The organism is uncultured Dietzia sp., assembly GCF_937873725.1.
Taxonomy (GTDB): Bacteria; Actinomycetota; Actinomycetes; order Mycobacteriales; family Mycobacteriaceae; genus Dietzia.
In genome coordinates this window covers 58,522-84,301 of record NZ_CALMYY010000030.1, presented here as the reverse complement: position 1 = coordinate 84,301, position 25,780 = coordinate 58,522, and the positions used below count along the sequence as shown (strand labels likewise).

General features: G+C 72.0%; 22 protein-coding genes. 5 read left to right on the top strand and 17 right to left on the bottom strand.

Annotation, left to right across the window (positions count from 1 at the left end; all coding sequences use genetic code 11):
- Positions 1–1,835: malto-oligosyltrehalose synthase (treY, locus tag Q0444_RS02425; RefSeq protein ID WP_299021052.1), on the top strand; the 1,835-nt coding region annotated here is incomplete at its 5' end.
- 13 nt (positions 1,836–1,848) lie between these two features.
- Here the strand turns inward: treY and Q0444_RS02420 are convergent.
- Positions 1,849–2,211 (bottom strand): RNA-binding S4 domain-containing protein, encoded by a 363-nt coding sequence (locus tag Q0444_RS02420; RefSeq protein WP_291080102.1) that lies wholly within the window; start codon positions 2,209–2,211, stop codon positions 1,849–1,851.
- 180 nt (positions 2,212–2,391) lie between these two features.
- On the bottom strand, positions 2,392–3,321 hold the full coding sequence (locus Q0444_RS02415; protein ID WP_299021048.1) for a type IV toxin-antitoxin system AbiEi family antitoxin domain-containing protein: 930 nt from the start codon (positions 3,319–3,321) through the stop codon (positions 2,392–2,394).
- 353 nt (positions 3,322–3,674) lie between these two features.
- On the opposite strand from Q0444_RS02415, the gene Q0444_RS02410 reads away from it, so the two are divergent.
- Positions 3,675–4,349, top strand: a complete 675-nt coding sequence (locus Q0444_RS02410) for a nitroreductase (RefSeq protein ID WP_291083444.1) — start codon at positions 3,675–3,677, stop codon at positions 4,347–4,349.
- Positions 4,350–4,361: 12 nt separating this feature from the next.
- Here the strand turns inward: Q0444_RS02410 and Q0444_RS02405 are convergent, their stop codons facing one another.
- Complete coding sequence (locus Q0444_RS02405) at positions 4,362–4,601, bottom strand: hypothetical protein (RefSeq protein WP_291083447.1); 240 nt, start codon at positions 4,599–4,601, stop codon at positions 4,362–4,364.
- Positions 4,602–4,605: 4 nt separating this feature from the next.
- Positions 4,606–5,283: a YigZ family protein gene (locus tag Q0444_RS02400; RefSeq protein WP_299021044.1), complete on the bottom strand. Its 678-nt coding sequence runs from the start codon at positions 5,281–5,283 to the stop codon at positions 4,606–4,608.
- Positions 5,284–5,351: 68 nt separating this feature from the next.
- Between Q0444_RS02400 and treZ the strand changes: the two genes are divergently transcribed.
- Positions 5,352–7,118 carry a malto-oligosyltrehalose trehalohydrolase gene (treZ, locus tag Q0444_RS02395; RefSeq protein WP_299021041.1) on the top strand — a complete coding sequence of 589 codons (1,767 nt, stop codon included), beginning with the start codon at positions 5,352–5,354 and terminating at the stop codon, positions 7,116–7,118.
- Positions 7,119–7,135: 17 nt separating this feature from the next.
- Here treZ and Q0444_RS02390 read toward each other — a convergent pair whose 3' ends face one another.
- The 7 genes from Q0444_RS02390 to lspA all read right to left on the bottom strand — a co-directional run bounded on the left by Q0444_RS02390 (position 7,136) and on the right by lspA (position 15,901).
- Positions 7,136–7,378 (bottom strand): hypothetical protein, encoded by a 243-nt coding sequence (locus Q0444_RS02390; protein ID WP_299021038.1) that lies wholly within the window; start codon positions 7,376–7,378, stop codon positions 7,136–7,138.
- A 70-nt stretch (positions 7,379–7,448) separates the two neighbouring features.
- Positions 7,449–8,723, bottom strand: coding sequence for a threonine ammonia-lyase IlvA (ilvA, locus tag Q0444_RS02385; RefSeq protein WP_291083455.1), 1,275 nt, complete (start codon positions 8,721–8,723; stop codon positions 7,449–7,451).
- A 42-nt stretch (positions 8,724–8,765) separates the two neighbouring features.
- Positions 8,766–12,320, bottom strand: coding sequence for a DNA polymerase III subunit alpha (dnaE, locus tag Q0444_RS02380; RefSeq protein WP_291083458.1), 3,555 nt, complete (start codon positions 12,318–12,320; stop codon positions 8,766–8,768).
- Between the two features lie 75 nt (positions 12,321–12,395).
- Positions 12,396–13,286, bottom strand: a complete 891-nt coding sequence (gene rarD, locus Q0444_RS02375; protein ID WP_291083460.1) for an EamA family transporter RarD — start codon at positions 13,284–13,286, stop codon at positions 12,396–12,398.
- A gap of 311 nt (positions 13,287–13,597) precedes the next feature.
- Complete coding sequence (locus Q0444_RS02370; RefSeq protein WP_299021031.1) at positions 13,598–14,398, bottom strand: hypothetical protein; 801 nt, start codon at positions 14,396–14,398, stop codon at positions 13,598–13,600.
- Positions 14,395–15,321, bottom strand: coding sequence for an RluA family pseudouridine synthase (locus tag Q0444_RS02365; RefSeq protein ID WP_291083985.1), 927 nt, complete (start codon positions 15,319–15,321; stop codon positions 14,395–14,397). The genes Q0444_RS02370 and Q0444_RS02365 overlap by 4 nt, the downstream gene beginning before the upstream one ends.
- Positions 15,314–15,901, bottom strand: coding sequence for a signal peptidase II (gene lspA / locus Q0444_RS02360; protein WP_291083881.1), 588 nt, complete (start codon positions 15,899–15,901; stop codon positions 15,314–15,316). Before lspA ends, Q0444_RS02365 begins: the two co-directional genes overlap by 8 nt.
- 71 nt (positions 15,902–15,972) lie before the next feature.
- On the opposite strand from lspA, the gene Q0444_RS02355 reads away from it, so the two are divergent.
- Complete coding sequence (locus tag Q0444_RS02355) at positions 15,973–16,980, top strand: hypothetical protein (protein WP_299021028.1); 1,008 nt, start codon at positions 15,973–15,975, stop codon at positions 16,978–16,980.
- A gap of 49 nt (positions 16,981–17,029) precedes the next feature.
- Here Q0444_RS02355 and Q0444_RS02350 read toward each other — a convergent pair whose 3' ends face one another.
- Positions 17,030–17,524 carry a hypothetical protein gene (locus tag Q0444_RS02350; RefSeq protein WP_291083887.1) on the bottom strand — a complete coding sequence of 165 codons (495 nt, stop codon included), beginning with the start codon at positions 17,522–17,524 and terminating at the stop codon, positions 17,030–17,032.
- 132 nt (positions 17,525–17,656) lie between these two features.
- On the opposite strand from Q0444_RS02350, the gene Q0444_RS02345 reads away from it, so the two are divergent.
- Positions 17,657–18,697 carry an asparaginase gene (locus tag Q0444_RS02345; RefSeq protein WP_291083890.1) on the top strand — a complete coding sequence of 347 codons (1,041 nt, stop codon included), beginning with the start codon at positions 17,657–17,659 and terminating at the stop codon, positions 18,695–18,697.
- 386 nt (positions 18,698–19,083) lie between these two features.
- Here Q0444_RS02345 and Q0444_RS02340 read toward each other — a convergent pair whose 3' ends face one another.
- The 5 genes from Q0444_RS02340 to Q0444_RS02320 form a co-directional block, all read right to left on the bottom strand.
- Positions 19,084–20,529 carry a DNA polymerase IV gene (locus Q0444_RS02340; RefSeq protein WP_299021025.1) on the bottom strand — a complete coding sequence of 482 codons (1,446 nt, stop codon included), beginning with the start codon at positions 20,527–20,529 and terminating at the stop codon, positions 19,084–19,086.
- Between the two features lie 33 nt (positions 20,530–20,562).
- On the bottom strand, positions 20,563–23,757 hold the full coding sequence (gene ileS, locus Q0444_RS02335; RefSeq protein WP_299021023.1) for an isoleucine--tRNA ligase: 3,195 nt from the start codon (positions 23,755–23,757) through the stop codon (positions 20,563–20,565).
- Positions 23,758–24,038: 281 nt separating this feature from the next.
- Positions 24,039–24,284, bottom strand: coding sequence for a hypothetical protein (locus tag Q0444_RS02330; RefSeq protein WP_291083899.1), 246 nt, complete (start codon positions 24,282–24,284; stop codon positions 24,039–24,041).
- A 118-nt stretch (positions 24,285–24,402) separates the two neighbouring features.
- Positions 24,403–25,308 carry a DivIVA domain-containing protein gene (locus Q0444_RS02325; protein WP_299021020.1) on the bottom strand — a complete coding sequence of 302 codons (906 nt, stop codon included), beginning with the start codon at positions 25,306–25,308 and terminating at the stop codon, positions 24,403–24,405.
- A gap of 132 nt (positions 25,309–25,440) precedes the next feature.
- Entirely contained in the window at positions 25,441–25,740 is a 300-nt protein-coding gene (locus Q0444_RS02320; protein ID WP_291083904.1) for a YggT family protein, read from the bottom strand.
- Positions 25,741–25,780 lie beyond the last annotated feature (40 nt).

Sequence of the window (25,780 nt, the reverse complement as noted above, 5' to 3'; positions counted from 1 at the left end):
TGCTGGCCGTGGCGGTGGGGCAGCGCCTGCCCATCTGGCGCGCGCCGCTGCTGCGCTACAGGCCGTTCTCCCCCGTCACCGGGCTGGCCGGGCTGCGGCAGGAGGACCGCGGGGTCTTTGACGCCACCCACGCCGAGGTGCGCCGCTGGTGCGAGGAGGACCTGGTCGACGGCATCCGGGTCGATCACCCCGACGGCCTGGCCGACCCGGTCGGCTACGCGCGCCGGCTCCGCGAGCTCGCCGGCGACGACCGGTGGTTGCTGGTGGAGAAGATCCTCGCCCCCGGCGAGGTGCTCGAGCCCGCGATGGGCGTCGACGGCACCACCTGCTACGACATGCTGCGGCTGATCGACCAGGTCCTGGTGGACCGCCGCGGGGAGGGTCGACTGTCCGAGCTGGCCGAGCGGTACTGCGGCGGGCCCGGCGACGAGTCGCAGGTCCACGCGCAGTCCGCCGCGCTCAAGCGCGAGATCGTGCTGGAGGACCTGGCCCCCGAGCTGGGGCGGCTGGCCCGTGCGGTGCGTCGGGAGGCCGCCGCGGGGCACGACGTGTCGACGAGCGACGACGTCGAGGATGCCCTGCTCCGCGAGACGCTGGTCTCGGTGATCGCACGGACGCCCTTCTACCGCGCCGACTACCCCGTCCTGCGGGGCACCCTGCCCACGATCCTGGAGGACCTGCACCACGCCCGCCCCGAGTTGGCGCCCGCGCTGCGGCTCGTGGGCGGCGCGCTGGCCGGTGGGGGTGCAGTGGCCGGTGGGGGCGAGGCCTCCGTGCGGCTCGCGCAGGTCACCGGCGCGGCCACCGCCAAGGCCGAGGAGGACCGGTTGTTCTACCGGCTCGGTCGGCTGGTCTCGTTGAACGAGGTCGGCGGCTCCCCCGGCCGCATGGGCATCCCGGTGGAGGCCTTCCACCTGGCGATGGCCGAGAAGGCCGTGGCCAACCCGCTCACCCTCATGGCGCTGACCACCCACGACACCAAGCGCGGCGAGGACGTCCGCGCCCGCATCTCCGTGCTGTCGCAGGTGCCGGACGAGTGGGCGGTGTTCGTCGCCGGGGTGTTCGAGGCATTCCCCCCGCCCGCCGAGGACGCGGGATACTTCCTGTTGCAGGTGATCGTGGGGGTGTGGCCGGACCACGGTGCGCCGTCCGAGGACCTGCGGTCGCGGCTGCACGCCTACGCCGACAAGTCGCTGCGCGAGGCCGCCGTCCACACCACGTGGACCGACCAGGACGCCGACTTCGAATCCGCTGCGCACGCGTGGATCGACGCGCTGCTCGATTCCGGGGCCGGGCTCGTGGCGGCGTTCGTCCAGCGGATCGCCCCCGCCGGGCGCGACAACTCGCTGACCGCCAAGGCCATCCAGCTGCTGGCCCCCGGGATCCCCGACGTCTACCAGGGCACGGAGGTGTTGGAGGACTCGCTGGTCGACCCGGACAACCGCCGGTTCGTGGACTTCGGCCCGTTGCGGTCGGGGGCCGTCGCGCGGCTCGGCCACCCCAAGTTCGCCCTGGTCCGCGAGTTGCTGCGGCTGCGGCGCGAGCACCCCGAGGCCATGGCCCGCGGAGCGCACGTCCCGATCCCCGTGCACGGGCCCGCCGCCTCCGACGTGGTGGCGTTCACCCGCGCCGTGGACGGCCGCGCCGCGGTCGGCATGCTCGCCCGCCGCCGCACCGCCGTGAGGGCCGCCACGGAGTTCAGCGGCACCGTCGCCCTCCTGCCCGAGGGCACGTGGGCGGTCCGGCCCGACGGGGCGCGGATCTCGGGCCGGGTGGACCTGGGCGAGCTGCTCGGTCTCTCGCCGGTGGTGCTGATCGTCCGCGAGCGGGGCTGAGGCGCTGGGGGGCCTATCGCCCGAGCAGCCGGTCGGTCTCCCGCCGCTCCCGCTTGGTCGGCCGCCCGGCGCCCCTTTCCCGGCGCGGCTGCGACGCCAGGACCTCCTTGGGCGGGGGCGGGGGCGAGTGGTCGATGTAGCAGGTCGCGGCCACCGGCGCGCCGACCCGCTTGTTGACGGTCCGGACCACCTCGAGGATGCGGACCCGCCCGAGCGTGCCGGTCACCTGGACGCGATCCCCGGGCACGACGACCTTCGACGGCTGCACCGCCTCGCCGTTGACCTTGACGTGCCCGCCGCGGCAGGCGGCCGCCGCCTTGGTCCGGGACGGGAACAGCCTCACCGACCACGTCCACGCATCGACCCGCACACCCATGTCCCGAGGATAACCCCGCCCCGGCGGGCCACAGCAGCAGCGCCCGGTTCGCGCCGACGCCCGCCTCACAGATCCACCTATCGGTTTGCGATCCACCCACGGAGGCCCATATGTGGATCGCAATCCGATAGGTGGATCTTTCGGCTGGGGGCTGGGGGCTGGGGGCTGGGGGCTGGGGGCTCACGCCGCGGCGGGGTACAGCACCCGCCGGGGTCGCTCCGCGAGTAGACGGGGGGTCTCCGGGGCCGCCCACCGCCAGTGAACGACCCGATAGCCCAGGGCCACGAGGTCGGCGTCCCTGTCCTTCTCCCGCCCGAGCCTGCGTCTGGTCTCGGTCGCGTCGGCGCCGTCGAGGTATTTCCCGAACCCGTCGCACTCGCCGATCACGCCGAATTCGCGCCACAGGAAGTCCACCCTCGCGACGCGGTTGCCGTGGGGATCGAAGATGTTCGCCTGGGTCTCGGGTTGCGGCAGACCGAAGTCGGAGAACGTCAGTCTGCTCCGCGTCTCGGCCACGCTCTCGCTGCGACCGTCGACCAGCGCCATGGCTGCCCGTGCCCTCCTGATTCCCGATCGCCCGGCTGACTGCTCCAGCGCACGGTCGAGCACCGACGCGGTGACCAATCCGCTGTTCAGGGCGGCATCCGCGACCGCGACACCAGCGTCGCGGCCGGCGGTGCGAGCGATATCCGCCACGGTCCGCTCCGGCGTGGTGACGTTGAGTCCGTCGACAAGGCAGACCTCGTCACCCCGCAGTGACACGGTGTGGTGCTTCATCACTCTGGTGGTGTGGGTGCGAAGGGCCTGCTCACCTGATGAGACAGCGACCTTCGACAGCGACAGGCCCCACTCCGGCAGCCCGTGTACCAGCGCCGCCGACGCGTGTGAGAACACCGGAGACGCGAGCGCCGCATCCGCCGCCAGCACGTTCAGCAGGTGCTTCGCTCCCCGTGGCAGTGCCCGTGCGCTCCCCTCGACGTAGAAGCCGGGTCTCAACCGGACAAGATCTCCCGATACCACCGCGCGATGCACCCCCTGCGGAGTCAGTCCACCGGCGAGCAGGTGCTCGGTGGTCATGATGAGTGCTCGCAGTTCGCTGATGTCGGCCATCCGCTGATGATGACGGGACGGATTCTCGACCACGGCTCTCCGGACGGCCGGTCGGCTCCGCCTGTGGAGGGATATCTGCCTGTGGAGAGAGATCGCCTGTGGAGGGAGACCTGCCTGTGGAGGCCCGGTCGAATCGCGCCCCCCGCGACTCTCCCCACAAATCCACCTATCAATTGACGATCCACCGACGGACCTCCATCGGTGAATCGCAATCCGATAGGTGGATTGGCCTGAGCGATAGCGGGGGCGGGCGGGGGCGGGGGGCGGGGCGGCGGGGCGGGGCTCTGCTGCGCGTGCTGAGACCGCCGCGTGCGAGACTGGCATCACAACCCGCGCGCCACCCAGGAGAGCCCATGACCGACGCCGCCGCCACGCTCGAGCAGATCCTCGACGACCGCTACAGCTGCCGGGGCTTCACCTCCGAGCCCGTCCCGGAGGAGACCATCGATCGGATCCTGCGGATGGCGCAGCGCACGGCGTCGTGGTGCAACTCCCAGGCGTGGCAGGTGGACCTGGTGTCGGGCCAGGCGACCGCGGCGTTCGGCAAGCACCTCACCGACTACGTGCTCTCCCACGACATGAACTCGGACCTGCCGGCGCCCGAGCGCTATGACGGCGTGTACGGCGATCGCCGCCGGGCCAGCGGATTCGGGCTCTACTCGGCCCTGGGGATCGAGCGCTCGGACCAGGACGCGCGGCTGCACCAGATGCTGGAGAACTACCGCTTCTTCGGGGCCCCGCACGTCGCGGTGATCACGTCCGATGCCGGGCTCGGCACGTACGGCGCGGTGGACTGCGGCGGCTACGTGGCGACCTTCCTCGCGGCGGCGTCGTCGCTGGGGGTGGCGACCTGCGCGCAGGCCGCGATCGCGCTCTACTCCGACGGCGTCCGCGAGCACCTGGGCATCCCCGACGACCGGCTGATCGTGTGCGCGATCGCCTTCGGCTACGCCGACGCCGAGCACCCCGCCAACGCGTTCCGCACCGAGCGGGCGGACCTCGGCGACGTGGTGCGCCGCCACGGCTGAGCCGCCCCCGGGTCAGTAGAGCTCGCGCTGCGAGGTGGACTTCCCCGAGATCGCCTTGCGGACCTTGTTGCCGTTGTAGATCGCCACGATCGCGGCCAGGATCGCCACCACCGTGAAGAACGAGCTCGCGAACAGCGCGATCGGAACTGACACGACCGTCACCCCCAGCGCGATCGCCGTGGTCCGCGCGTCCTTGCGGACCTGCTGCTTCTGCTGCTCGATCGAGTTGACCTGGTAGGGCTGCATGCTCATGGGTTCAGGATTCCACATCCCGGCGCGCGGCCGCGTTCTCGGTGGTGGCGAGGCCCGCGGGCTCCCACTCGGCTCCGCCCGAGGTCCGGGTCGCCAGGATCGGGCCGAGCACCCCCGGGTCTCCGGCTGCGGTCAGCGCGACCCGGCGGCCGTAGTCCACCCCGAGCACCTGCGCACCGGCCGCCCGGACGGCGCCCTCGAGCCCCCCTGCCACGGCGTGGTCGACCTCCGCCCGCCAGGCCGGGGTCCGCACCACCTCCACCACCCTGCCCGCTGCCCACGCGGACTCCACGGCGGCCGACACCGCAGCACCGTAGGCCCGCACCAGCCCTCCCGTCCCCAGCTTGGTGCCGCCGAACCATCGCACGACCACCGCGCCCACCCCGGTCAGCCCGCTGCCGCGCAGCACCTCCAACATGGGGGTCCCGGCGGTGCCGGAGGGTTCGCCGTCGTCGTTGCTGCGTTCGATACGGCTGGATCCGGGGACGTCCACCAGGAAAGCGCTGCAGTGGTGGCGCGCTGCCGGGTGGGCCCGGCGGAGGTCGGCGACCAGGGCGCGGGCGGTCTCCTCGTCGTCGCACCGTCTCAGCACCGCGACGAACCTGGAGCGCTTCTCCTCGTACTCACCGGTGACGTCGGACCCGGCGGACAGCCTGAGCACGCGAGTTCCGGGGTCGGTCATGACCCCAGTATCGCCGCAGCCGGAGCCGGCGCGCCCGTGGCCGCCCGGTTTTCCCTACCCTGGGCGTCGTGATCTCCCCGAGCAACGACACGTTCTCCGTCTGGGCGCCGCGAGCCCGCGCGGTCGGCCTGGTCCTGGACTCCCCCGGCGCCGAGCCGGTCCCCATGCGGCGAGCGAAGGACGGCTGGTGGACGTCCGGCGTGCCGCGGGAGGTGGGCAGGGACTACGGGTTCGTGCTGACCGGCGACGACGACGAGGCGGGCCCCCCGCGTCCCGACCCGCGGTCGCCGCGTCAGCCGGACGGCGTGCACGGGCTCTCGCGGGTGCACCGGGTGGACGCCTCCCGCTGGACCGACTCCGCGTGGACGGGTCGGCGGCTGGCGGGGTCGGTGCTCTATGAGATGCACGTGGGCACCTTCTCCCCCGGCGGCACCCTGACCAGCGCGATCGAGCACCTGGACGAGCTGGTGGAGCTGGGCGTGGACATGGTCGAGGTGATGCCGCTGAACGCGTTCAACGGCGAGTACGGCTGGGGTTACGACGGGGTGGCGTGGTTCGCGGTGCACGAGCCGTACGGCGGGCCGGACGCGTTCCAGGAGTTCGTCGACGCGTGCCACGGTCGCGGGCTGGGCGTGTGCCTGGACGTGGTGTACAACCACCTGGGGCCGTCGGGGAACTACCTGCCGGAGTTCGGGCCGTACCTCTCGGCCGCGGACGGGCCGTGGGGGTCCGGGCTCAACCTGGACGGGCCGGAGTCGGGCGAGGTGCGGCGGTACATCATCGACAACGCACTGCGGTGGTTCGACGAGTTCCACGTGGACGCCCTGCGGTTGGACGCCGTGCACGCGCTGCACGACGGCTCGGCCGTGCACCTGCTGGAGGAGCTGGCGGTGGAGGTCGAGTCGCTCTCGACGCACCTCGGGCGGCCGCTGTCGCTGGTGGCGGAGTCCGATCAGAACGACCCCCGGCTGGTCACCGCGCGCGAGGGCGGCGGGTACGGGCTGGACGGGCAGTGGGACGACGACGTGCACCACGCCGTCCACGCCGCCGTCTCCGGGGAGCGGCAGGGCTACTACGCCGACTTCGGGTCGCTCGCGTCGCTGCGGCAGGTGCTCACGGGGGCGTTCCTGCACGCGGGGACGTGGTCGAGCTTCCGCGGGCGGGTGCACGGGCGGCCGGTGGACGTGGGCCGGGTGCCGGGGTCGCGGTTCGTCGCCTACACCCTGACCCACGACCAGGTGGGCAACCGCGCGGCCGGGGATCGGCCGTCGATGACCCTGAGCCCCGCGCAGCAGCTGGCCAAGGCGGCGATCGTGCTGTGCTCGCCGTTCACCCCGATGCTGTTCCAGGGCGAGGAGTGGGGTGCGCGGACGCCGTTCTGCTTCTTCACCTCGCACCCCGAGCCGGAGCTGGCCGAGGCCGTCCGCCGGGGCCGGACCCGCGAGTTCGCGGAGATGGGCTGGGACCCCGCCACGGTGGCGGACCCGCAGGACCCGGAGACGTTCCGCCGGTCGAAACTCGACCGCTCAGAGCAGTCGCGCGACGAGCACGCCGAGATCCTGCGGACGTACCGCGCGCTGATCGCCCTGCGGAGGGCCGAGCCGGAACTCAGCGATCCCTGGCTGGGCTCTATACATGTAGAGACCGGCACGGAGTCCCCAGACGACCGCTGGCTGGTGGTCCACCGCGGCTCGCTGGCGCTGGTGGTGAACCTGGGCACCGAGCCGTGCCGGGTCCCGCTGGCCGGCGAGGCGGTGGTGGCGTCGGGGGCGGTCGCCGACGCGGACTCCGTGTTCTGCCAGGCGTTCGGGTTCGCGGTGGTGCGAAGGCGCTGACGCCGGGCCGCGGCGGGCTACTTGAACGCCACGGAGAAGGTTCCCGCCTGACCGATGCTCCCGGTGAACCACTTCCACACCTGCTGGGGCGCCAGGAAGAGGGTCTGCAGGTCCACCGACCCGTGGCCGCCGTCGGGCAGGGTCGAGCCCGGATTGCTACCGGTGACGATCGCGGCCACGGGGACGGCCGACCTGCCCGCGTACCTGTCGAGGTCGTTGATGATCAGGGGCAGTCGGCCCCTGATACCTGAGCACGTCACGGGGAGAACCAGCGCCCCCGTCCGAGTACTCGGACGGGGGCGCTGTCGTGTCGGCCCGAGGGCCGACCTGCTACGTCAGGTACTCGTACGCGGCGGTGCCGGGCTCGAGCCGCTCGCAGTCGATGCGGGAGACGTCCATCCGCTCCAGCAGGGAATGCAGCCCGGTGGCGGAGCCGAGCTCGATGCCCACCAGCGCGGCGCCGTACTCGCGGTTGTTGCGCTTGAGGTACTCGAACTGCGTGATGTCGTCCTCGGGGCCCAGGACCTCGTCGAGGAAGCGCCGCAGCTGGCCTGGCTCCTGCGGGAACTTCACCAGGAAGTAGTGCTTGAGCCCGCGGTGGACCAGCGAGCGCTCGATGATCTCGCTGTAGCGGGAGACGTCGTTGTTGCCGCCGGAGACGATGCACACGACCGTGGCGCCCTCGTCGATCTCGAGCTGGTGCAGGGCCGTCACCGCCAGCGCACCGGCGGGCTCGGCGATGATCCCCTCGTTCTGGTAGAGCTCCAGCATCTCGGTGCACACCGCGCCCTCGTCCACGGTGAGGACCCGGATCCGGTCGGCCTTCGAGGCGATCACCCCGAACGGGAAGTCCCCGAGCCGGGCCACCGCGGCGCCGTCGACAAAGGTGTCCACGGTGTCGAGGGTGACCGGCTCCCCCGCCTCCAGCGCCCTGGTGAGCGACGGCGCGCCCGCGGGTTCCACGGCGACGATCCTGCAATCGGGTGCGTACTCCGCGAGGTAGGTGGCGATCCCGCCCAGGAGACCACCGCCGCCGACGGGTACCACCACGGCGTCCGGGGCCTGGTCCAGCTGGGCCAGGATCTCGGCGGCGATGGTGCCCTGCCCGGCCATGGTGTCGGGATGGTCGAACGGCGGGACCATCGTCGCCCCGGTCCGCGCGGCGTCGGCGCGCGCGGCGGTCTGCGCGGCGTCGAAGTTGGTGCCCGTCACCACGAGCTCCACCCAGTTGCGGCCGTGGGCCAGGATCCGGTCGCGCTTCTGCTTGGGTGTGTTGGTGGGCACGTAGATCCGCCCGTTGATCCCCAGGCTCCGGCAGGCAAAGGCCACGCCCTGCGCGTGGTTGCCGGCGCTCGCGGTGACGACCCCGGCGCTGCGCTGGTCGCCGGTGAGTTGGGACATGAGGTTGAAGGCGCCGCGGATCTTGTACGACCGGACGTCCTGCTGGTCTTCCCTCTTGAGCAGGATGCGGGCGCCCGTCTGCTCGCTCAGCCGCTCGCTCACATCGAGGTCGGTTGCCCGGACCACGTCGCCGATGCGGCGGGCGGCGGTGTCGATGTCGTCGGTGGTCACGAGCTGTGTCGTGGCGGAGTCGGTGGCGGTCACGGCCTCCAGTGTCCCACCGCCCCCACGATCACCGCCAACTGGTCATCCGGTGAGGCACCCCGGCCCGAGCAGCGCCTTGAGGTCTCCCATGAGTGACGACGACGTCTCCACCCGCAGATGGTCGTCCAGCCGCAGGACGGTCGAGGAGTTCCCGTTGACCAGCCGCAGGTGGACGTCCGACGGCCCGGGGTGCCGGCCGAGGACCTGTTTGAGCGCGGTGACGGTCTCGACCGTGCACATCCGGGTCGGCAGCGTCAGCGCGAGCGGGGCGCCGTTGCCCCCCACGACCAGGTCCGGGACCTCGAGGGTGTCCCCGAAGACGGAGACGCGTTCCTCGCGGATGTTGATCCGCGCCTTGACCAGGACCACCGCGTCCTCGGCGATGTCCAGGGCCGCGAGCCGGTACGTCTTGGGGAAGAACAGCACCTCCACGCTGCCGTTGAAATCCTCGATGGTGACGATCGCCCAGGGTTCGCCGTTCTTGTTGACCCGCCGGTCCACGCCCGAGATGATCCCGCCGATCGTCACCGGGGTCCCGTGCGCCAGCTCGCCCTCGTGGATGGTGGCGATGGAGGTGTCCGTCTTGGCGTCGAGCGCCTTCTCCAGACCGTCGAGCGGGTGACCGGACACGTACAGGCCCAGCATCTCCCGCTCGAGGGCCAGCTTCTGCTTGATGTCCCACTCCTCGTCGGGGACGCGGACGGCAAAGACGTCGCCGAACGCCGAGGCGCCTCCCGCGTCGTCGGTGTCCGCCCCGCCGAACAGGTCGAACTGCCCCACCGCCTCGGCCTTCTTGGTGGACATGACCGATTCCACCGCGTCGGAGTGGACCAGGAACAGGCCCTTGCGCGGGTGACCCAGGGAGTCGAACGCCCCGGCCTTGATGAGCGACTCGGTGACCTTCTTGGTGCACGCGGTCTGATCGATCTTCGCCAGGTAGTCGGAGAAGTCGCTGAAGACCCCCTTCTCCTCCCGGGCCCTGACGACCGAGTCCACCACGTGGGCGCCCACGTTGCGGACCGCGCCCATCCCGAAGCGGATGTCCGTGCCGACCGAGGCGAAGTTGGTCAGCGACTCGTTGACCGACGGCGGCAGGACCCTGATGCCCATCTGGCGGCAGTTGGCCAGGTAGAGCGCGGCCTTGTCCTTGTCGTCGCCGACCGAGGTGAGCAGCGCGGCCATGTACTCGCCCGGGTAGTTGGCCTTGAGGTAGCCGGTCCAGAACGACACGAGCCCGTAGCCGGCCGCGTGCGACTTGTTGAAGGCGTACGAGGCGAAGGGCTCGATGGTGCCCCACAGCGCGTCGACGGCCTCCTTGGAGAACCCGCGCTCGACCATGCCGCCGGAGAACTTCTCGTACTCCGCGGCCAGCACCTCGGCCTTCTTCTTGCCCATGGCCTTGCGGAACCCGTCGGCCTCGCCGGCCGTGTATCCCGCGAGCTCGCGGGAAATGGCCATGATCTGCTCCTGGTACACGATCAGGCCGTGCGTCTCGCCGAGGATCTCCCGGAGCGGCTCCTCCAGCTCCGGGTGGATGGGCGTGAGTTCCTGCTTGCCGTTCTTGCGGTCGGCGTAGTTCCAGTGCGTGCCCATGCCCATCGGTCCGGGGCGGTACAGGGCGAGGGCGGCCACGATGTCGTTGAAGCCGGTCGGCTTCATGCGCTTGAGCAGCTCGCGCATGCCGCCGGAATCCAGCTGGAACACGCCCAGGGTGTCGCCGCTGGCGAGCAGGTCGTAGGTGGCCTGGTCGCTGGTACTCAGCGTGTCGAGGTCGATCTCCTCGCCCCGGTTGCTCTTGATGTTCTCCAGGCAGTCGCCGATCACCGTGAGGTTGCGCAGGCCCAGGAAATCCATCTTGAGCAGGCCGATGTCCTCGCAGGAGGGGTAGTCCCACCCGGTGATGAGGGCGCCGTCCTGGGCGCGCTTCCACATGGGGATCACGTCGAGCAGCGGCTCGGAGGACATGATCACCGCGCACGCGTGGACGCCGGCCTGGCGGACCATTCCCTCCAGCCCGCGGGCCGTGTCGTAGATCCGCTTGACGTCCGGGTCGGTCTCGATCAGCTGGCGGACCTCCGCGGCCTCGCCGTAGCGCTCGTGCGTCGGGTCGGTGATGCCGGAGAGCGGGATGTCCTTGGCCATGATCGCCGGCGGCAGGGCCTTGGTGATCCGGTCGGCGATCGCGTACCCCGGCTGGCCGAAGTTCACGCGCGCGGCGTCCTTGATGGCGGCCTTGGTCTTGATGGTGCCGAAGGTGATGACCTGCGCGATCTTGTCCGCGCCCCACTTGTCGCTGGCGTAGCGGATCATCTCGCCGCGGCGGCGGTCGTCGAAGTCGATGTCGATGTCGGGCGCCGACGGGCGCTCGGGGTTGAGGAACCTCTCGAACAGCAGGCCGTGCTCGATCGGGTCGATGTTGGTGATCTTGAGCGCGTACGCCACGAGCGCACCCGCCGCGGACCCTCGCCCCGGGCCCACCTTGATGCCGATCGAGCGGGCGTACTCGATGAGGTCGCCCACCACGAGGAAGTAGCCGGGGTACCCCTTGCCCTTGATCACCTCGAGCTCGAAGGCCGCCCGGTCCAGGTACTCCTGCGGGATCCCGGACGGGAAGCGCCACTCCAGGCCCTTGTGGACCTCCCGGGCCAGCCACGTGTCCTCGGTCTCGCCCGCCGGCACGGGGAACTTGGGCATCCGGTCCTTGGGCGCCCAGATGTCGTCGTAGGGCTGGACCCGCTCGGCCACCCACAGCGTGTTGTCGCAGCCCCCGGGGACCTCGGAGTCCCACTGCGCCCGCATCTCCTCCGCCGACTTGAGGAAGTAGCCGTCGCCGTCGAACTTGAAGCGTCCCTCGTCGGCGAGGGTCTTGCCGGTCTGGACGCAAAGCATGGCCTCGTGGGCGTGCGACTGCTCGCGGGTGACGTAGTGACAGTCGTTGGTCACCAGCGGCGGCATCCCCAGGTCCCGGCCGAGCTTGAGCAGGTCCTCCCGGACCCTCCGCTCGATGTCGATGCCGTGGTCCATCAGCTCGAGGAAGAAGTTGTCCTTGCCGAAGATCGACTGCCACTTCTCGGCCGCCTCGTAGGCCTCCTTGACGTGGCCCAGCCGCAGGCGCGTCTGGATCTCCCCGGACGGGCAGCCGGAGGTAGCGATGATCCCCTCCGAGTGCTCGGCCAGGATCTCCGCGTCCATCCGCGCCCACTTGCCCAGCTGCCCCTCGTACGAGGCGAGCGAGGAGAGCAGGAACAGGTTGCGCAGGCCGGTCGCGTTCTCCGCGACCATGGTCATGTGCGTGTAGGCGCCGGAGCCGGCGACGTCGTCGCCCTTCTGGTGCTTCTCTCCCCACAGCACGCGCTTCTTGTTGAAGCGGGACTCGGGGGCGACGTACGCCTCGATCCCGATGATCGGCGTGATGCCGGTCTTGACGGCCTGCTTGTAGAAGTCCGAGGACCCGTACATGTTGCCGTGGTCGGTCATCCCCACCGCGGGCATGCCGAGGCGCTTGGCCTCGGCGAACATCGGGTTGATCTGAGCCATCCCGTCGAGCATCGAGAACTCGGTGTGATTGTGCAGATGCACGAACTGGGATCCGCCCACGCAGCATTCCTCCTACGACTTGTCCGGCCCAGTCTAGGTCGCTTCTCCGACACGACCCGAAACCCCAGCACGAGCTCAGCGCGGCGACCTCCCGGCCAGCGTGAACACGATCACGGCCACCCAGATCAACCCGAAGCCCGTCCACTGGACCGCGTCCAACCGCTCCCCCACCACGAGCAGGCCCCACGCCATCTGCAGCACCGGCACGATGTACTGCAGCATCCCCACCGTCGCGAGCGGGATCCGTTGGGCGGCCACCGCGAACAGCAGCAGCGGCACCACCGTGACCAGGCCCGCGGTGGCCAGCAGGACGGAGTGGCCGGGGCCGTGCCCGGTGAACGTCCCGACGCCCGAGACGCCCAGCCAGACGAGCAGCGCCAGGGCGAGCGGGGCGATCACCAGCACCTCGCCGGTCATCCCGATCACCGGGTCCACCCGGAGCGTCTTCTTGAGCACGCCGTACATCCCGAAGCTCAGCGCGAGGACGACCGACAGGGACGGGAAGTGGCCGTATCCGAGTGTGAGAACCCCCACGGCGACGACGGCGAGGCCCACCGCGAGCGCCTGTGGTCGGGTGAGACGCTCGCGGAAGAGCAGCACTCCCAGTACGACACTCACGAGGGGGTTGATCGTGTACCCGAGCGCGGCCTCGGTGACCCGCCCGGAGTTGACCGCGTACACGTAGACGCCCCAGTTGGCGGTGATGAACAGCGCCGCACCGGAGATCCGGGTCCACGAGACGCGGTCGAGTGACCACAGCTCGCGCCACCGCCGCAGCACGGTGAGGACGATTCCCATCACCACGAGCGACCACACGATCCGGTGGCCCACGATCTCGACCGCACCGGCGGGCTCGAGCAGCGGGAAGAAGGCCGGGAAGAAGCCCCACAGGGTGTACGCGGCGACGCCGGCGGCCATCCCGCCCGCCACCGACCTGTCGCTCGTGCCCACGCGCCCGTCACCCACCCGCATCTCCCTCGGTTCCTGGTCCCACCGTGCCTCGTCCCACCTTGCCTCGCCCGACTGCGCCGCCCCCACCGCGCCGCCCCGACTGCGCCGCCCCCACCGCGCCGCCCCCACCGCGCCGCCCCCACCGCGCCGCCCCCACCGCGCCGCAATTCGGTCGACGTATTGCGCGAGATCCGGGGCGTACGCGCGACATCCGTCGACCGACCCCTGCGAGATGTCGACCAAACCGGGGGGCGGGTGCGGGGGGCGGGGTGCGGGGTACGGGGTGCAGGTGCGCAGGGGCGCCGGGGGGCGGCGGGCGGGCGAGGTCAGGCGGGGGGCAGCGGGGCGTCGTCGGGTAGCGGGAACGCGGCGTCGGTCTGCTGCGGCTGGAGCGGTCTCACGGCGAAGCGCTGCCACACCGCGTCCGGCGGCAGCGCCTCGACCGCGCGGACCCACGGCTGCGCGGCCACCGCGCGGAGCTGCTCGGTCGTCCCCCGCACGAGCAGGCCGATGATCCCCGGCTCGCCCGCCCGCAGTCTCGAGACGGTGAGGGCGTTCTTGGCGGCGGCCCGGTCGGCGTCGGGCGGGGCCGGTGTCCCGGGGACGCCCGGCGCTCCGGGGGCCCCGGAGTCCAGCCGGCGCTCCACCTGCTCCAGCCCACGCTCGAAGACCGGCCCGCGGGTCGCCTCCCCGGCGGGCGGCTCCGCCAGCGTGACGCCGGTGACGGGCATGGCGACCCCCGCCGCCGGCACCTGCACGTACAGCCCCGAGACGCGGGGCAGCTCCCGCACCACGCCCACCGCCTCGGGAACAGTCCACGCCCAGCCTGCCGTGACGAGCGCCCAGCGGGGTGCGTCGGCGGGGGTCTCGTCGTCGTCGTCGTCGAAGGCGGCGTCGTCACCGTCACCGCCCTCTCCCCGGTCCCCACCGTCCACGGTGGCGAGGGAGGCCGACGCGCGGGCGAGGTAAGCGTCGATCCGCTCGCCGTTCTCGGGCCCGAGCGAATCGCTCATCACCCCGGGGCTGCGCGGCAGCTCGGCCCCCAGCGCGGAGAGGATCGCCACCAGCGCCAGGACGATCACCACCCCGACGCCGGCGATCCGGAGCCCCCGCGCGAGCGCGGTCATGCCGAGCGCAGGATGTCGAGCGCGTGCTGGAGATCGTCGGGATAGGTGCTGGAGAAGTCCACGCGCTCGCCGGTGCCCGGGTGCTCGAAACCCAACCCCACGGCGTGCAGCCACTGCCGCTCGAGACCCAGGCGTTTGGCGAGCACCGGGTCGGCGCCGTAGGTCAGGTCGCCCGCGCACGGGTGGTGCAGGGCCGAGAAGTGCACGCGGATCTGGTGGGTGCGCCCGGTCTCCAGGTGCACCTCCACGAGCGAGGCGGCCTGGTGCGCCTCGAGCGTGTCGTAGTGGGTGATGGAATGCTTGCCGTCGGAGGTCACGGCGAACCGCCAGTCGTTGGACGTGTGCCGGCCGATCGGCGCGTCGATCGTCCCGGACGACGGATCGGGGTGCCCCTGGACCAGCGCGTGGTAGGTCTTGTCCACGGTCCTGTCGCGGAACGCCCGCTTGAGCAGCGTGTACGCCCGCTCCGAGGCTGCCACCACCATGAGGCCGGACGTGCCCACGTCCAGGCGGTGGACGATCCCCTTGCGCTCCGGCGGCCCGGAGGTGGAGATGCGGTACCCGGCGGCGGCGAGGCCGCCGATCACGGTGGGACCGGTCCACCCGACGGAGGCGTGCGCGGCCACGCCGACGGGCTTGTCGACGACGACGATGTGGTCATCCGAGTACACGACCGCCATCCCCTCGACCGGCTCGGCGACCACCGCCGGCTCGGCCCGCGGGTCCGGCATCTCGACCTCGATCCACGACATGCCGGTGAGCTTGTCGGACTTGCCCACGGCCCGGCCGTCGACCAGGACCTTGCCCTCACCGGCCAGGTCGGCGACCGCCGTCCGCGAGATCCCCAGCAGGCGGGACACGCCGGCGTCGACCCGCATCCCGTCGAGGCCGTCGGGGACGGGGAAGGTGCGCAGCTCACCCATCGGCGTGGTCTCTGTCGGCGTGGTCTCTGTCCTGCTCACGCGACCCGTCGATGTCCATCCCCCTGAGCACGGCCACGGCGACCACGATCACGCCGGCCACCAGGCACGAGTCCGCGACGTTGAACACCGGCCACCAGCCCACCGAGACGTAGTCCACGACGTGACCCTGCAGGATCCCCGGGGCACGGAAATAGCGGTCCACCAGGTTGCCGGCGGCGCCGCCGAGGATCAGTCCGAGGCCCCACGCCCACCACCGGGAATGGACCCGGCGGGAGAACCACAGCAGTCCCAGCACCACGGCGGTCGCGACCAGGCTCAGTACCACCGTCGACTCCGTGCCCATGGAGAACGCCGCTCCGGGGTTGCGCAGGAGCACCAGCCTCACCGAGTCGCCGATGATCCGCACCGGCCGCCCGCCCTCGAGGGTGGCGACCGCGACGACCTTGGCGATCTGGTCGACCAGCACGATCACGGCCGCCACCGCGAGCATGAGCACCGGTCCTGCCCGGAAGAAGCCCGGGTGGGCACCGTCGGGCGCCGGCCCCGGCGCGTCGGACCGCGTCCCGTTGGTCTCCGTCATGGGTCCCAGTATCGCTGATGCCGCGGCGGGCCCGGCCGGCCCGGGTGCCGGACCCTCTAAGCTCGGGCCTCGTGGACCCCCGATCATCGCTGACCCCCGGCCCCTCCCGAGACGCGCGCGGCGGCCGCCGCCTCCTCGCCGCGATCCTCGCCGCGACGCTCGTGGCCACGACCGCCGCCTGCTCGGACGGCGGCACCGGCGGCGACATGGCGGCCGGCGGGCCGGGCGCCGCGCAGGAGTCCCGGGCCCTCGAGCCGGCGGGGCGGGGCGGTCCCCGACCCGCCCCCCCAGAGGGGGGGCTCGGGAAAGGCTCCGGCGAGCTCCGGGGGCTCGCCGACGCCCCCTCCCTGGAGCCGGCGGTGGTCGCGGTGACCCGGTCGGGGTCGTCCCGCACCACCGTCCCGGGGGCCGAGCCGCGGACCGACGAGACGCCCGAGCAGACCCTCACCGTCGAGGGGCGGTCGGAGCCCGACGTCGACGGCGCGCAGCGCGCCACGGTCACCGCCCGCGAGTTCACCTCGGTGGACGAACTCCGCGCCGCGCAGTTCGCGACCGCGCCCGGGTTCACCGTGACGTGGACGCGCAGCGCCGACGGGATCGTGCGCGGGTTGTCGCTCGAGGCGCCCGCGGAGGCGACCGACGCCGCCCGCGCGGGCGTGGAGATCACGGCGAACGCGGTGTCGGACGCGACGGTGGCGTGGCCGACGGAGCCGATCGGGGTCGGGGCCCGCTGGACGGTCACCCGCGCGGTCGACGACGCCGTGGCCCCGACGCGCGTCGTCACCTACCGGCTCACCGCCCTCGACGGCGACGTGGCCACCGTGAGCCTGGAGATGACCGCGCCCGAGCCCGCCGCCACCCTCGACGCCCCGGCGGCCGACGGCGGGCCGGGTGTGACCCTGGCGGTGGACGCCTACGAGGTCACCGGCTCGGGCGAGCTGACCGTGGACCTGCGCGCGGCGCTGCCGGTGGAGGGAACGACCGAGTCCTCGACGCGGGCCGTCTACGTCGACCCGGCCACGGGACGGCGGACGACCTACGTCGAGGACTCGGTGCTGGAGTTCCGCAGCGCGGGCTAGACCGGGGCCCGGTTCGGCCAGGCCCCGGGCTCCTGCCCCGGTCGGTCGGTCAGGCGACCGCGCAGCTGGCCGGCGCCTGGAGCCCCGCGTTGGTGATGAGCGCGCACGCGAAGGACTTCTGCAGCTGCCACTGACCGTCCTGCTGGATGAACTGCGCCTGGACGTTGATGGGCTCCTGGCCCGGCTGCGAGATGACCGCGTTGGCGATCAGCGTCCCGGGGATGTCGCCCTCCGCGACGCCGGTGATCGTCACGGTCGCCCCCTGCTCGGCCTTGAGCGCGGCGATCTGGTCGAAGATCTCGGGAGCCTCGGCCCCTCCCTCGACCAGGGTGACCTTCTCCTCCACCGGCACCGCCGGGTCCGAGGCCCGGTCGAGGAGCAGCGTGAGCTCCTCGGCCGTCGGCACGGCGGCGACCTGCCGTGATGCGGAGGTGGGGGCCGGTGCGGTCTCGCGCCCGCCGTCCTCGTCCCCGCCACACGCGGCGAGGCCGCCCAGGGCGAAAGCGGACAGGGAGACTGCGGCAATGGTCCGTCGAAGACTCACGCGTGGTCCTTTCGTCGTCATCTGCGGCTGGAGGGCCATGTCACCGGCCCAACGAACACTGATGGGCCATTGTTCCACCGACAGCGGCCCGGGTGGTTGACGCCGGGCCGGGAGACCACCACTGTGGGGCGGGTGAACAGCGCCCAGACCAGCACGGACACCCCCCACGTCGTGATCTGTACCACCGGCGGCACGATCACCGCCTCGACGGCCGCCGGTGGGGTCGTGGTGGCCGGGGACTCGGGCGGCGCCACCGAGTCGATGCTGGCGCAGTTGCGGGCGGTCCTGCCCGGCTCCGTGCGGGTCAGCGCGCGGGCCGTGCTCGACGCGGACTCCTCCACCTTCGGCCCCGCGGAATGGGACGTGCTCGTCGACGCCGTCGCCGACGTGCTCACCGATCCCGGGGTGTCCGGGGTGGTGGTGGCCCACGGGACGGACTCGCTCGAGGAGACCGCGATAGCGCTCGATCTCCATCACCACGACTCCCGCCCCGTCGCGATCACCGGCGCGCAGCGCCCCGCCGACCACCCCGAGCCCGACGGCCCCGCCAACCTCCTCGACGCCGTGTTGCTGGCCGCCGACCCGGTCTCGCGGGACCTCGGTGTGCTGGTCGTGGTGGGCCGGGCGATCCTGCAGGCCCGCGGGGTGCGGAAGTGGCACACCACCGAGACCGTCGCGTTCGCCCGCAACGCCCCGGATCATCCCGTCGAGGGGCTTCCCGCCGAGCTCGAGCGACCCACCCTGTCCGGCCGGGCCCGTTTCTCCGACGTCCGGGTGGACGTGGTGGCCTGCCCTCCCGGGTCGGACGCCGTCGCCCTGCGCGCCTGCGTCGCGGCCGGGGCCCGCGGGCTCGTCCTGGAGGGCTCCGGGTCCGGGAATCTCCCGCCGCTGGTCGCCGAGGCGGTCGCGGAGCTGGCCGACTCCCGGCCGGACATCGTGGTGGCCGTCGGCACCCGCGTGCCCCGCGGTGAGGCCACCGCCACGTACGGCGGTCTCGGGGGCGGTGCCGAACTCGCCGGTCGCGGGGCGCTGAGCTGCGGATACCTCCGCTCCGGCCAGGCCCGGGTCCTGCTCGCGGCCCTCCTCTCCCGGGCCAACGCGGGTACGGGAGCCGAGGCCGCGGCCGCCGACGAGGTCCGCCGACACTGGCCCCGCTACCACCTCTACAGCTGACTAGCCGGCTCGCGAACGCCTCCCCCTCCGACCTGCGCTGCCCCTTTGCCCGGGAATCCCCCGCTTGCGCTGCCCCTTCGACCCGCGCTGCCCCTTTGCCCGGAAATCCCCCGCTTGCGCTGCGGGATCGGTCCATTCAGCCAGCGCACCCCGGGGAGCGCTCACGGGGAGGCGCCGGCGTCTGAGCCGCGCTGCGGGAACGGTCCAGACACGCAGCACAACCGGGCCGCGGAGACGCTGCCCCGCTCCCGGCCCTCCGACCCGCGCTGCCCCTTTGACCCGCGCTGTCCCTTTGCTCGGAAATCCCCCGCTTGTGCTGCGGGATCGGTCCATTCAGCCAGCGCACCCCGGGGGGGGCGGGCGCCGGGGGGGCGGGCGCCGGGGGGTCACCAGCCGAGGGAGTCCAGCGGGTCCGCGGTCTCCAGCACCGGGTCGTCCTCGGCGAAGGTCCTCATCCGACCCGGCCCGGTGACCGCGGTCTCGAACCGCACGGACACCCGGCCGAGCCCCGAGCCCTGCACCCAGCCGTGGCCGAACTCGGGGTGGCGCACATCGGCACCGGTCCGGAACCGCTCCCGATGCCCCTGCCGCCACGCCCCGATGGCCGCAGGAGCGTGAACCGGCTCCCCGGACCCGGCCCCACCACCGGCGATCGCGGGCTCGTCGTCGTCGGTCGTGACGGTCGTCCCCACCCCCACGATGTCGGGGAGGTCGTCGTCCCGGTCGCCGACGAGGGTGTGCCGCACCTCGGGGACGAACTCCTGCTCGAAGAGCGCGTCCTGGTGGATCTCCGTCAGTCCGGACAGGCCCACGCCGAGCAGACGGATCGCGCCGAAGTCGACGGGGTCCGGGGCCAGTGACAGGGCCACCGCGATGACCGTCTCCAGCGAGGTGGTGCCGGCCGGCAGCGTGAACGAGCGGGTGATCGAGGTGAAGTCGGAGCGCTTGACCTTCACCGTGACGGTCCGGGCCGCGCGACCGTCGGACAGCAGCCGCCGGTGGGCCCCCTCCGCGGACCGCCGCACCGCCACCGCCACCTGGCCGGCCGTGGTGAGGTCGGCGGCGAACGTGCTCTCGGCGCTGATCTGCTTGGCCTCGGCCCGCTCGTGCACCGGCCGGTCGTCGTACCCCCTCGCGATCCGGGCGATCGCCGGGCCCACGGTCCGCCCGAGCGCGTGGACCACGTCGTCGTCGTCCATCGCGGCCAGGTCCCCGATGGTGGCGATCCCGAACTGCGACAGCCGCTCCCCCGAGACCGGCCCCACCCCCCACAGGCTCCGGACCGGCAGCGGGTCGAAGACCTCGGCGTGGTCCCGCCGGTGCACCACCGCGATGCCGTCCGGCTTGGCCAGCTCCGAGGCGATCTTGGCGTACTGCTTGCCCGCGCCCGCGCCCACGGAGGCCGGCAGGCCCGTGGTCTCGCGGATGGCCGCGCGCAGGTCCCGCGCCCACCCGCGCGTTCGCTCGACGTCGGCGCCCCGCAACTCCGGCGGCTCGAGGAAGGCCTCGTCCACCGAGACCTGCTCGACCACCGGCGCGTGCTGCGCGAACACCTCGAACACCCGTCGGCTCAACGCGCGGTACACCGCCATCCGCGGCGGCAGGAACACCGCCGAGGGCCCCACCAGGCGCCTGGCCTGGTGGGCGGGCATCGCCGAGCGGGCCCCGCGCGCGCGGGCCTCGTACGAACAGCCCGCCACCACGCCGCGGCCGCCGACCCCGCCCACCAGCACCGGCCGACCCCGCAGGGTCGGCCGGGTGAGCTGCTCGCAGGAGGCGAAGAACGCGTCCATGTCCACGTGCAGGACCCACCGGTCCTGCGCGTCGGCCACGTCGGCACCCGTCCCGGATCAGGCCCGGCCGGGTCAGACCCGCGCCAGCGTCATCCTGACGCCCTCGGCGAGGTCGACCGGGTCGCCGTCGTAGACGTCCAGGGCGTCGACGACCGCGAGGTCGGTCGCCAGCACCTCGCCGGCGATGAGCCGGGCGTGCCGATCGGCCCACTCCCGGCGGGCCGGCGGGACCTCCAGGCGGACCCGGATGCGGTCGGAGATGTCGAATCCCGCCCCGCGGCGGGCCTCCTGGATCTCGCGGATCCGGTCCTTGGCCCAGCCCTCCGCCTCCAGCTCCTCGGTGACGGTGAGGTCCAGGACGACGAGCCCGGCACCGGCCGGCAGCGCGGCCGTGGACTCCGGGTCGGCGGCCACCAGGCGGTGCTCGAACTCGCCGGTCTGCAGCTCCACGCCGCCGGCGGTCACCACCCCGTCGACCTCGGACCAGTCGCCGATCTTGGCGGCCTTGATGCACGCCTGCACCTGCTTGCCCAGCCGCGGCCCCGCGGCGCGGGCGTTGACGGCCAGCTCCATCCGGCCGTGCGCGGCCACATCGGTGGTCAGGTGCACCGTCCGGACGTTGACCTCGTCGGCGATGATCCCGACGAACGGCTCGAGCTTCCCGGCGTCCGGCATGGCCACGGTGAGGGAGCCGAGCGGCAGTCGCACGCGCAGCTTCTTGGCCTTGCGGATCGAGGACACGGTCGAGCACACGTCGCGCACGGCCTCCATCGCCTCCACCAGGCCGGCGTCGTGGGGCAGCTCGTCGGCGGCCGGCCAGTCCGCCAGGTGCACCGACTCCTCGCCGGTCAGGCCGGTCCACACCACCTCGGACATGAGCGGCAGCAGCGGCGCCGCCAGCCGCATGGTGGTCTCGAGCACCGTGTAGAGGGTGTCGAACGCGTCGCGGGAGTCCTGGCCGGACGACTCGCCCGCCCAGAACCGCGCGCGGGACCGGCGCACGTACCAGTTGGTCAGGGCGTCGGCGAACAGCCGCAGCTCGTCGCAGGCGGCGGCGATGTCGGTGACGTCCAGGGCCGCGGTCATGGCGTCGCGGGTCGAGGCCAGGCGCGACAGGATGTAGCGGTCCAGGACGTGCGGAGAGTCCGTGCGCCACGTGGCGCGCTCCGAAGCGTACAGCTGGAAGAAGCTGTACGAGTTCCACAGCGGGAGCATGGCCTGGCGCACGCCCTCGCGGATGCCCTGCTCGGTCACCACGAGGTTGCCGCCCCGGAGGATGGGCGAGCTCATGAGGAACCAGCGCATGGCGTCGGAGCCGTCGCGGGCGAACACCTCGTTGACGTCCGGGTAGTTGCCCTTGGACTTGCTCATCTTGAGCCCGTCGCTGCCCAGGACGATCCCGTGGGCGGCGACGTGGGTGAACGCCGGGCGGTCGAACAGCGCCGTGGCCAGCACGTGCATGGTGTAGAACCAGCCGCGGGTCTGGCCGTTGTACTCCACGATGAAGTCGCCCGGGAAGTGGGTCTCGAACCACTCCTTGTTCTCGAACGGGTAGTGGACCTGGGCGAACGGCATGGACCCGGACTCGAACCAGCAGTCGAACACGTCCGCCACCCGACGCATGGTGGACCTGCCCGTCGGGTCGTCGGGGTTGGGCCGGGTGAGCTCGTCGATGTACGGGCGGTGCAGGTCGGTCGGCCGCACCCCGAAGTCGGCCTCGAGCTCGTCGAGCGAGCCGTAGACGTCCACGCGCGGGTAGGCCGGGTCGTCGGACTCCCACACGGGGATCGGCGCCCCCCAGTACCGGTTCCGGTTGATGTTCCAGTCGCGGGCACCCTCGAGCCACTTCCCGAACTGCCCGTCGCGGACGTGCTCGGGCATCCACGTGATGTGCTCGCGGTTGAGCTCGACCATGCGGTCCCGGAACGCGGTGACCTTGACGAACCACGCCGGCAGCGCCATGTAGATGAGCGGCTGCCCGGAGCGCCACGAGTGCGGGTAGGAGTGCTCGATGGTCTCGTGCCGGATCAGCCGGCCCGCCGCGCGCAGGTCACGCGAGATGGGAGTGTTGGCGTCGAACACCAGCTGGCCGGCGTACGGCGGGACCTCGGAGGTGAACTTGCCGTCGGGACCCACCGGGATGACCAACTCGATTCCGGCGGCGTCGCACGCGTCCTTGTCCTCCTCGCCGAAGGCGGGAGCCAGGTGCACGATGCCGGTGCCGGACTCGGTGGTGACGTAGTCGGCCGACAGCACGACGTGCGCACCCGCGTGGCCGGCGAAGAAGTCGAACGGCGGGGTGTAGCGCAGCCCCACCAGCTCGGTGCCCTTGACGGTGGCCGTGACCTCGGCGTCCGCGCCGAACTCGGCGGCGTACACGTCGCGGCGGGCCTCGGCCACGACGAACGTGCGGCCGGCCAGGTCACCGGAGTCGACCCGGACCACCGCGTAGTCGATGTCCGGGTGCACGGCGGCGGCGAGGTTGGACGGCAGGGTCCACGGCGTGGTGGTCCACACCAGCGCCTCGGCGCCGTGGAACGGGCTGTCCTGCGGCGCCTCCAGCGGGAGGGCGACGGTGACGGCGGGGTCCTGCCGCATCTTGTACGCGTCGTCCAGGCGGGTCTCCTGGTTGGACAGCGGCGTCTGCTCGTACCACGAGTAGGGCAGCACCCGGAAGCCCTTGTAGACCAGTCCCTTGTCGTAGAGGCGCTTGAACGCCCACAGCACGGATTCGGTGAAGTCGATGTCGAGGGTCTTGTAGTCGTTCTCGAAGTCCACCCAACGGGCCTGGCGGTGGACGTACTTCTCCCACTCGTCGGTGTACTGGAGGACCGACTTCTCGCAAGCGTCGTTGAACTGGGCCAGGCCCATGTCGAGGATCTGGGACTTCTCGGTGATCCCGAGCTGCTTCTCGGCCTCGAGCTCGGCCGGCAGACCGTGGCAGTCCCAGCCGAACCGGCGCTCCACCTTGTACCCGCGCATGGTGCGGTAGCGGGGGACGACGTCCTTGACGTACCCGGTGAGCAGGTGCCCGTAGTGGGGCAGGCCGTTGGCGAACGGGGGCCCGTCGTAGAAGACGTATTCCTCCGCGTCGCCTCGGTGGCGGATGGACTGGCGGAAGGTGTCCCGCTCGTCCCAGCGCGCCAGGACCGTCTCCTCGAGCGCGGGGAACGACGGCGACTGCGCCATGGTCCCGCCGGCGAGGTCGAGGATCGGATACGCGCTACCCGTGGCGGCGGGTTCGGGGTTCACGGTCTCGGGGCTCATGTGGGGCGGACTCCTCGCGTACGGGGCCCGCACGAGTTCGCACCCGTGGGGCCGGCAGGCCTGCGCTCGGGGACGATCCGGCTACGACTGGCGCATCCGTCCGCGGTACCACCCCGTTTGGCGACGACGTGCGACGCCCACTCGTGGGTCGGGCTGTGACGGGCTCCCCCGTTCGGTTCTACTGAGCCGCCCCTGGACCCGGGGTCGACCGTTCTTCCGAGCACTCCCCGGTGATGGCCGGATCGCGGTGCACCCGGCTCGCGGCCGGACAGTCGCCGATGCTACCCGTCGGCGCGGGCACCCGCCTCCTCCGGCTCCCCGGAGGGGGTGCCGCCCTGGTCTCCCTTCGACCCGTGCCCCCGGATCAGGTCGATCACCAGCAGCAACAACCCGAGGGCGCCGACCCCGATACACGCCCAGGCCCAGGCGATCTGGCCCGTCGCCACGGCGGCCACGAGGAAGGCGAAGCCGAGGATCGTCAGTCCGAGCGCGGCGACGAGCATCCGTTCCTCCTGCTGTTGCGACATGACCCGGTCGTGACGAGTGGGTCCCGGGCGGACCCATGTCGTCCGGACAGGCCCCCCGAATATACGTCGGTCCCCGCACCCTGGGCAGGGGCGGGGACCGGACGAACGGTGGGGCGGGTTACTCGGCCCGGTGGCCGCCGTCCTTGGTGGAGCCCTTCTCGGGCGCGCCGGCCTTCTCCGCGGACGCGGCGGGGGCCGCCGACCCGGACTTGCCGAGCTCGGAGAGCTGGTTCTCCAGGTAGCTGGTGAGCCGGCTGCGGTAGTCCTTCTCGAACGTCCGCAGCTGGTCGATACGACCCTCCAGCACCCCGCGCTGCTGGTTGATGGTGGCCATGATCTCGGTGTGCTTGCGCTCCGCGTCCGCCTGCAGGGCGTCGGCCTTGGCCTGGGCTTCCTTGATCTGCTGCTCCGAGCGGGTCTGGGCGTCCTTGACGATCCCGTCCGACTTGGACTTGGCGTCCCCGAGGATCTTGTCCGCTTCCTTCCGGGCGTCGCCGACCATCTTCTCCGACTGCGTCTTGGCGTCGCCGACCAGGCGGTCGGACTCGCCGCGCGCCTTGGACATGAGCCCGTCGGACTCCTTCTTGGCCTCCCCGGTGAGCCGGTCGGCCATCTCCTGCGCCATCGCGAGGACGCGGGCGGCGCGCAGGTGGGTGTCGGAGTTCGCCGCGCCGCCGTCGTCCGTCTTGGCGAGAGAGGGGGTCGCCGCGGCCGGGGCCGGGGCGGCCACCGGGGCGGCGGCGGCCACGGGGGCCTGCGGCTGCTCGACGCGGCCGGCACCCGAACCGCCCGCGGAGTCACCGGAGGACTTGCCGGCCTTGTCGGCCGCCTTGCGGGCCTTCTCGAGGTCCTTGGTCAGCTCCTCGACCCGCTGACGGAGATCGTCGTTGTCCTCGACGAGGGTTCCGAGCTCCTCCTCTACCAGGTCGAGAAACTGATCGACCTCGTCCTCGTTGTAGCCGCGCTTACCGATCGGCGGCTTGGAGAACGCGACGTTGTGCACATCGGCTGGAGTCAAGCGCATGGGATACCCCTCGTGGTCGTCTCGGGTGCCGGCCCGGCGTTCTCGCACCGGACCCACGACATCATTACTACCTTAACGCGTGCCAATCTAGTCACATTCGGCCCGCGCGTCACCAGCGGCCGGCGATCCGCCTCACACGACGGTCCTCATGAGGCCGCTGAGGATCAGCTGGATCACGATGATGATCACGAACAGGACCAGCACGGACAGGTCCAGGCTCACCTGGCCGACCCGGACCGGCTTGATCACCTTGCGCAGCGCCTTGACCGGCGGGTCGGTGATGGTGAACAACCACTCGAGGATCACGGCGACGAAGCCGCGGGGGCTCCAGCCACGGGAGAAGGAGGCGATCATCTCCACGACGATCCTGGCGAGCAGGAGATACCAGAAGACCTGGGTGATGATGTACAGGACGACGAGGGTTTCACGCACGGCACAACCCTACTGGCACCCCGGGCTCCCGCCGCCGCCG